This is a genomic window from Phreatobacter sp. (assembly GCF_052440005.1).
GTDB lineage: Bacteria > Pseudomonadota > Alphaproteobacteria > Rhizobiales > Phreatobacteraceae > Phreatobacter.
Genome location: NZ_JBQVQL010000144.1, coordinates 1 through 6,964, shown reverse-complemented (window position 1 = coordinate 6,964; position 6,964 = coordinate 1). Strand labels below are relative to the sequence as shown.

The following is a 6,964-nucleotide window of genomic DNA, read 5'->3' as shown; positions in this document are numbered from 1 at the left end:
CCGCCGCGCTCCGCGGCGCCCGTGCCGACGCCCTCCCCCCGCCGCGCGGCGCAGGCTCCGGTCTCGGTCGAGCTTCTCCCCGACAACGAGGACCTGCGCGAGCGGGTCGGGTCCATGCGCGAACGGCTGATCCTCGCAGCGCGCTCCGGCGACATCGCGCGGCTCGGCGTCGTCTTCCAGATGAACGAGACCCTGCCGGTCTTCACCCGCGGCTCCGAGCGCGACCCCGTCGCGTTCTGGAAGAGCGCCTCGGGCGATGGCGAAGGACGGGAGATCCTGGCCGTCCTGCTCAACATCCTCGACCTGCCGGCCGCCCTCATCAACAAGGGCACGCCGCAGGAAATGTATGTCTGGCCCTATCTCGCCCACGTGCCGCTGACCGATCTGACGCCGCGCCAGACCGTCGACCTCTACCGTCTGATGACGGCGCAGGACGTACGCGACACGCGCACTCTCGGGTCCTGGGTGTTCTGGCGGCTCGGCATCGGGCCCGACGGCACCGTACACTTCTTCCTGGCGGGCGAGTGACGTTACGTTAACTCTGCCCGCGAGGTGGCCGCTCCGGGGCCATCCTGCGCTTCGCGCTTATCCCTGCGTTAAGGCGCTCCACGGTATCGCGCTAGGGTCGGGCCGCTGGATCGGGCCCTCGCGGAACGCCCGGATGACCGATGTGACAGAGGTCAATCACGCCATCGACGACCTGGTCGCGCAGCGTTCGCGCGCCGGGCTCGCCGACAAGGTGAACACGCTCATCGGCACGTTCGCGGAGAATTCCGGAACCTACACCGCCGAGCAGGCGGAGACCGTCGACGGCGTCATCGCCCGCCTCGTGGCCGATGTCTCGCCGGTCGACCGGATGGCCATCGCGGCCCGCATCGCGAGCGATCCCCATGCCCCGCCCGGCGTCGTCGCGCGCCTGGCCTGCGACGACTGGATCGAGGTCGCGTCCCCCATCCTGACCCAGTCCCCCTGCCTGTCGGATGAAACCCTGCTGAAGGTCATCGACAGCAAGGGCCATTCGCATCTCCTCGCGATCAGCCGTCGGCGGGCACTTCCCGCGGATGTGGCCGACAAGCTGATCGAGCGCGGCAACAGGTCGGTGGTGAAGAGCCTGGCGCGCAATCCCGGCGCCGATCTGTCGGCTGAGGCCCGCCGCAGCCTGGAGCGACGCCAGCGCGAGAGGTTCGAGGAACTCCGCAAGACGCCGCGCAAGGCCGTGGCCTATCCTGCCCAACTCAGCCGCCCTGACGGCAGCGCCGCCCACCGGTGCCGGCTGATCGACGTCTCGAGGACCGGGGCGAAGCTGTCGCTCGCGACCATGGCCCGCCTGTCGGGACCCCTGCTGCTGAGCTTCGCCAACGCAGCGGTCAGGCGTCCCTGCGAGGCGGTCTGGCAGGACGGGCGCGACATCGGCGTCCGCTTCACCTGATCTCCGACACGGCCGGCGACGTTCCCGTGCTGCCGGCGGCCGAAAAGCCTTACGGGCGGGTGAGGCTCTGGAGGATCGCGGCCAGCTCCGCCGCATAGGTGCGCTCGCCGTCCTTCGAGCCCCAATAGGTCAGGACCACGGCCGAGGAGGGCGAGGCGACGACGACGCTGACGCTGATCTCCACATCCTCGTCGTCCTCATCCTTGCCGGAGAAGGCCAGGCTGACGGCCTCCATGCCGTTGATCTCACCGATCCGCTGACGCTGGGTGGACGCGTCGATCTTCACCCCCTGCTCCAGGAGGTAGGCCAGCGCCTGCCTGACCGCCTCTTCGGTGCTGGCGAGAGCGGCGGGGCGGACGGCGACATAGATCTCGTCGTCGTCGGTGGTGGCCTCGACGCCGCGTGCCGTCACCTTCGGTGACCAGGCGTCCGGCAGGGTGATCCGGGCGACGGGCGGCGAGCCCAGCTCAAAAGTCGCGGCGGCGGCGGGCATGGACCCGAGCAGGGAGAGGCAGACGGCGAGGACGATCGAGTGAAGCCGGCTCATCGGGGGAGGACCTTTTTGCATCGACGGACCCGATGCCTAGCAGCCGGCGGGGACGCCGTCGTCTCACTCCGCGCAGCCACGACCGCGCGGGAGCGGCGGCCATGATCGCGATGGAGCCGTCGGCGAGGCCGGCTCACGCCGGGGTGAAGGCGAGCAGGGTCCAGGACACGCCGGGACGGGCGAACATGTCGGAGCGGGCAGCGCGGTGCAGGGTCGCGAGGCCATGGACGTGCGCCAGGGCCTCGGTCTCCTCGCCCGACACGTCGAACATGCGCCGCCCCTCCGGCACCGGCCCGTGGCGGAGGCTCATGAACACCCGCCCGCCCGGCGACAGCTGCGCGGCGATGCGGGCCATGGCGCGCGCGCGCTCGCCCGCGTCGAGATGCATCACGACGGCGGTGAGCAGGACGAGGTCGAAGCGCTCCGCCCGGGCCGCGAGCACCGGCAGGTCCGGCAGGCTGTCGTCCAGCCAGGTGATGGCGCTGCCGGCATGAAGGCGCACGCCCTCGGCCCGCAGCTCCGCCGTCGGTTCGACGGCGGTGACGGCGAACCCGCGGGCGGCGAGGGCCGCCGCGTCCCGGCCGCTGCCGGCGCCGATGTCGAGGGCGCGGCCCGACAGCGGCAGCAGGTGGAGCAGCGGCGCGTGGACCTCCTCGAAGGTCACGCTTTCGTACTGGCGGGCGAGGTTTTCCGCCTCCTCGGCATAGCCGGCGGTGGAGGCGCGGCTCACGCGCCCTGGTCCTGGAAGCGTACGGGGCGGCCGCCCGAGGGCGTCACGAGATCCCCCTCCCACATCACCCGGCGGCCGCGGATGACGGTGCCCACAGGCCAGCCGGTGACCTCCTTGCCGTCATAAGGGGTCCAGCGGCTCTTGGAGGCGATCCAGCCATTGGTGATGGTCTGTTTGCGCATCAGGTCCACGACGGTGAAGTCCGCGTCGTAGCCGGCGGCGATGCGGCCCTTGCCAGCCATGGCGAAGATGCGGGCAGGTCCCGCGCTCGTCAGGTCGACGAAACGCTCCAGCGTCAGCTTCCCGGCGTTGACGTGGTCGAGCATGGTCGGCACCAGCGTCTGCACGCCGGTCATGCCGGAGGGCGAGGCCGGATAGGTCTTCTGCTTCTCCTCGAGGGTGTGCGGGGCATGGTCGGAGCCGAGGACGTCGACGATCCCCTGGTCGATGCCCTTCCAGATGCCGGCCTGCGCCCTCGCGTCCCGCACCGGCGGGTTCATCTGGGCGAGGGTGCCGAGCCGCTCGTAGCAGTCGGGCGCGACGAGGGTGAGATGGTGCGGCGTCGCCTCGCAGGTGGCGACGTCCTTGTGGTGCTGGAGGTAGTCGATCTCTTCCGCGGTGGAGATGTGCAGCACGTGGATCTTGGCGTTGTAGCGCCTGGCGATGGTCACCAGCCGCTCGGTGCACATCAGCGCCGCGGTCTCGTCGCGCCAGACGGGATGGGAGCGCGGATCGCCCTCGATGCGCTCGCCCTTGCGCTCGCGCAGGCGGAACTCGTCCTCGGAATGGAAGGCGGACCGGCGGCGGGTGTTCTGCAGGATGGCGGCGACGCCCGCATCGTCCTCGACCAGCAGCGAGCCGGTGGAGGAGCCCATGAACACCTTGATGCCGGCGGCGCCGGGAAGGCGCTCCAGTTCGGCGACGTGGGGGGCGTTCTCGTGGGTTCCACCGACCCAGAAGGCGAAATCGCAGTGCATGCGGTCGGTGGCGCGCTTCACCTTGTCGGCGAGGGCCGCCTCCGAGGTCGTCAGCGGATCGGTGTTCGGCATCTCGAAGACGGCGGTGACGCCGCCCATGACGGCGGCGCGGGAGCCTGATTCGAGGTCTTCCTTGTGGGTGGGACCGGGCTCGCGGAAATGCACCTGGCTGTCGACGACGCCGGGCAGGACATGCAGGCCGGTGCAGTCGACCACCTCGCCGGCGGACGCCTGCGAGAGGTCGCCGATGGCGGCGACGCGGCCCGCGGTGACGCCGATGTCGCGGACGGCCCGGCCATCCTGATTGACCACCGTGCCGTTCCTGTAGATGACGTCGTAGTTCGGCATGGCGGGCTCCCGGCACTGCCGGGCCTTGTCCCCGGCGCGGCCTCGCTTATGTCCGAGAACGACAACCGTGCCAAGCGACCGAGAGGCCCCGATGCCCAGCGCATTCCTGCCCGACCGTGGCGTCGTCCGCGTGACCGGCGAGGAGGCCACGACATTCCTGCAAGGTCTCGTCACCTGCGACGTCGCGGCGGTCCCCGAGGGCGAGGCGCGGTTCGGGGCCCTGCTGACGCCGCAGGGCAAGATCGTCGTCGATTTCCTCGTCACTCCCGCGCCTGCCGCGGTCGGCGGCGGCTTCCTGTTCGACGTGCCGCGGGCGCTGGCCGCGGACCTCGCGAAGAAGCTCGGCTTCTACCGCCTGCGGGCGAAGGTCGCGGTGGAGGACCAGTCGGACCGGCTCGGCGTCACCGCCCTATGGGGCATGGAGGCGTCGCCCGCCACCGGCGGGGTCCTCGCCCGCGACCCCCGCCATCCCGGCCTCGGCTGGCGCATGGTGGCGCCGCCGCCGCTGGCAATCGTCTCGGATGCCGGCGCCTATGACGCCCACCGCATCCGCCTCGGCATCCCGGAGGGTGGCCGCGACTTCGTCTACGGGGACACGTTCCCACACGAGGCCGACATGGACCAGCTTGCCGGCGTCGACTTCCACAAGGGCTGCTACGTGGGCCAGGAGGTGGTGAGCCGCATGCAGCACCGCGGCACCGCCCGCACGCGCGTCGTGCCAGTCGCCTTCCCCGATTTCGCGCCCATGGAGGGGCTGGACGTGACGGCGGGCGACAAGACCATCGGCGTGATGGGATCGTCGGCCGAGGGCCACGGCCTCGCCAAACTGCGCCTCGACCGCATCGCCGATGCACTGGCAGCGGGGGACGCCATCACCGCGGGCGGCATTGCGCTCACGCCGGTGAAGCCGGACTGGGCGCGGTTCGCCTGGCCAGGGGAGGCGGTGGGAGGCTGAGGGCGGATCTGCGGGTCGACAACGACCCCGCCCGCACCCTCCCCTCGCTGACGCGAGGAGAGGGGGACTATGGCGTGGGCTTTGACCCTGCCCCGGTTGCGCCAGGCTCAACCCCTACGATCGGGCAAATACGTCGAAGTCCCCCTCCCTGCGCAGCGGGGAGGGAGCGGGTGGGGCCTCTGATGCGCGCTCACAGAAAACTCTGCGGATCGACGTCGATCTCCAGCCGCACGTTGCCCCGCGGGGCCTCCACCGAGGAGAGCCAGCGGCGCATCCAGCCCGACAGGTCGAAGGCGCGGGGCGAGCGTGCGAGCAGGCGCACGCGGTGGCGGCCCCGCACCAGCGCCAGCGGCGCTTCCGCCGGTCCCAGCACCTTCACCTCCGGCGTCGGCGGCACGGCGCGGACCAGCGTGCGCGCGTAGGCCTGCGCGTCGCCAATCGCCTCGGCCGAGACGACGAGGGCGGCCAGCCGGCCGAAGGGCGGCAGCATGGCCGCCTCGCGCATGGCGATCTCGGCCTCGTAGAAGCCCTCGCGGTCGCCACGGACGATGGCCTGGATGATCGGGTGCTCCGGCTGGTGCGTCTGGATCAGGGCGCGCGAGCCGTCCTTCGCCCGCCCCGCGCGGCCCACCACCTGCTGAAGGAGCTGGAAGGTGCGCTCGCCGGCGCGCGGGTCGGCATTGGACAGGCCGAGATCGGCGTCGATGACGCCCACCAGCGCGAGATTCGGGAAGTTGTGCCCCTTGGCCACCAGCTGCGTGCCGATGACGATGTCCGCTTCGCCACGCGCCACGGCCTCGATCTCCTGGCGGATGCGCTCGATGCCGCCCGCCATGTCGGAGGAGAGCACCAGAAGCCGGGCTTCCGGAAACAGCGTGGCGCATTCCTCGGCGAGGCGCTCGACCCCCGGCCCGCAGGCGACGAAGCTGTCGACCGCGTCGCATTTCGGGCAGTGCTCCAGCGGCGGCATGTTGAAGCCGCAGTGGTGGCACATCAGCCGGCGGCGGAAGCGGTGGTCGACCAGCCAGGCCGAGCAGTTCGGGCACTGGATGCGCTCGCCGCAGGTGCGGCAGAGGGTGAGCGGGGCATAGCCACGCCGGTTGAGGAAGAGCAGCGCCTGTTCGCCGGCCTCCACCGTGCGCCGCACTTCCGCCTCCAGGGCGGGGGCGATCCAGCGGGTGCGTGGCGGGCCGGCGCTGCGCAGGTCGACCGTGGCGATCTTCGGCATGTCGCGGCCGCCGAAGCGCTCGGGCAGGACGAGGCGGCGGTAGCGGCCACGGTCGGCGTTGACGCGGCTTTCGACGGACGGCGTGGCGGAGGCGAGGACGACGGGGATGTCCTGCAGCCGGGCGCGCACCACGGCCATGTCGCGGGCGTGGTAGTGGACGCCGTCGTCCTGCTTGTAGGCGCCCTCGTGCTCCTCGTCGACGACGACGAGGCCGAGGTCCCGGAAGGGCAGGAAGAGCGCCGAGCGGGCGCCGATGACCGCCTGGACCTCACCCGAGGCGACGCCGGCCCAGACGCGGCCGCGCTTCGTGGTGCCGACGCCGGAATGCCAGGCCGCGGGGCGGTGGCCGAAGCGGGCGGCGAAGCGGTCGAGGAACTGGGTCGTCAGCGCGATCTCGGGGACAAGGATCAGCACCTGACGGCCTTGGCGCAGGGCCTCCGCGACGCCCTCGAGATAGACTTCGGTTTTCCCCGAGCCGGTGACGCCGTCGAGGAGCTGCACCGCGAAGGCGCGCGCCGCCACCGCGTCGCAGAGGGCGAGCGCGGCTGCGTGCTGCGCGTCGTTGAGGGCAGCGACGGCGTGCTCGGGGTCGAGCCGGGCGAGCGCCTCGGGTGGCATGAGCACGGCCTCCAGCGCCCCCTCGTCCACGAGGCCGTCGACGACCGAGGACGAGACGCCGGCCTCGCGGGCGGTCTCGCCCTTGGCGCGGGCGAAGCCGTCGGCGAGCAGCGCGAGGACGCGGGCACGTGC

7 protein-coding genes are annotated in these 6,964 nt (G+C 71.7%); 3 read left to right on the top strand and 4 right to left on the bottom strand.

The features are described from left to right. Together ACT6XY_RS21865 and ACT6XY_RS21860 are read left to right on the top strand one after the other, a co-directional pair. Positions 1-528 (top strand): hypothetical protein (locus ACT6XY_RS21865; protein WP_444750420.1); only part of this gene is annotated, 528 nt, incomplete at its 5' end. Positions 529-661: 133 nt separating this feature from the next. Further along, complete coding sequence (locus tag ACT6XY_RS21860; protein WP_444750419.1) at positions 662-1,429, top strand: DUF2336 domain-containing protein; 768 nt, start codon at positions 662-664, stop codon at positions 1,427-1,429. A gap of 49 nt (positions 1,430-1,478) precedes the next feature. Here the strand turns inward: ACT6XY_RS21860 and ACT6XY_RS21855 are convergent, their stop codons facing one another. The 3 genes from ACT6XY_RS21855 to ACT6XY_RS21845 form a co-directional block, all read right to left on the bottom strand. After that, positions 1,479-1,976, bottom strand: a complete 498-nt coding sequence (locus tag ACT6XY_RS21855) for a histidine kinase (protein WP_444750418.1) — start codon at positions 1,974-1,976, stop codon at positions 1,479-1,481. A gap of 133 nt (positions 1,977-2,109) precedes the next feature. Then, positions 2,110-2,706: a class I SAM-dependent methyltransferase gene (locus ACT6XY_RS21850; protein WP_444750417.1), complete on the bottom strand. Its 597-nt coding sequence runs from the start codon at positions 2,704-2,706 to the stop codon at positions 2,110-2,112. Then, positions 2,703-4,031, bottom strand: a complete 1,329-nt coding sequence (locus ACT6XY_RS21845) for a dihydroorotase (protein ID WP_444750416.1) — start codon at positions 4,029-4,031, stop codon at positions 2,703-2,705. The genes ACT6XY_RS21850 and ACT6XY_RS21845 overlap by 4 nt, the downstream gene beginning before the upstream one ends. 91 nt (positions 4,032-4,122) lie before the next feature. Here ACT6XY_RS21845 and ygfZ point away from each other — a divergent pair, with 91 nt between their 5' ends. Next, a complete protein-coding gene (ygfZ, locus tag ACT6XY_RS21840; protein ID WP_444750415.1) occupies positions 4,123-4,986 on the top strand; it encodes a CAF17-like 4Fe-4S cluster assembly/insertion protein YgfZ in 864 nt (287 codons plus the stop codon). 190 nt (positions 4,987-5,176) lie between these two features. Here ygfZ and ACT6XY_RS21835 read toward each other — a convergent pair. Beyond that, a partial coding sequence (locus ACT6XY_RS21835; RefSeq protein ID WP_444750414.1) for a primosomal protein N' occupies positions 5,177-6,964 on the bottom strand: 1,788 nt, incomplete at its 5' end.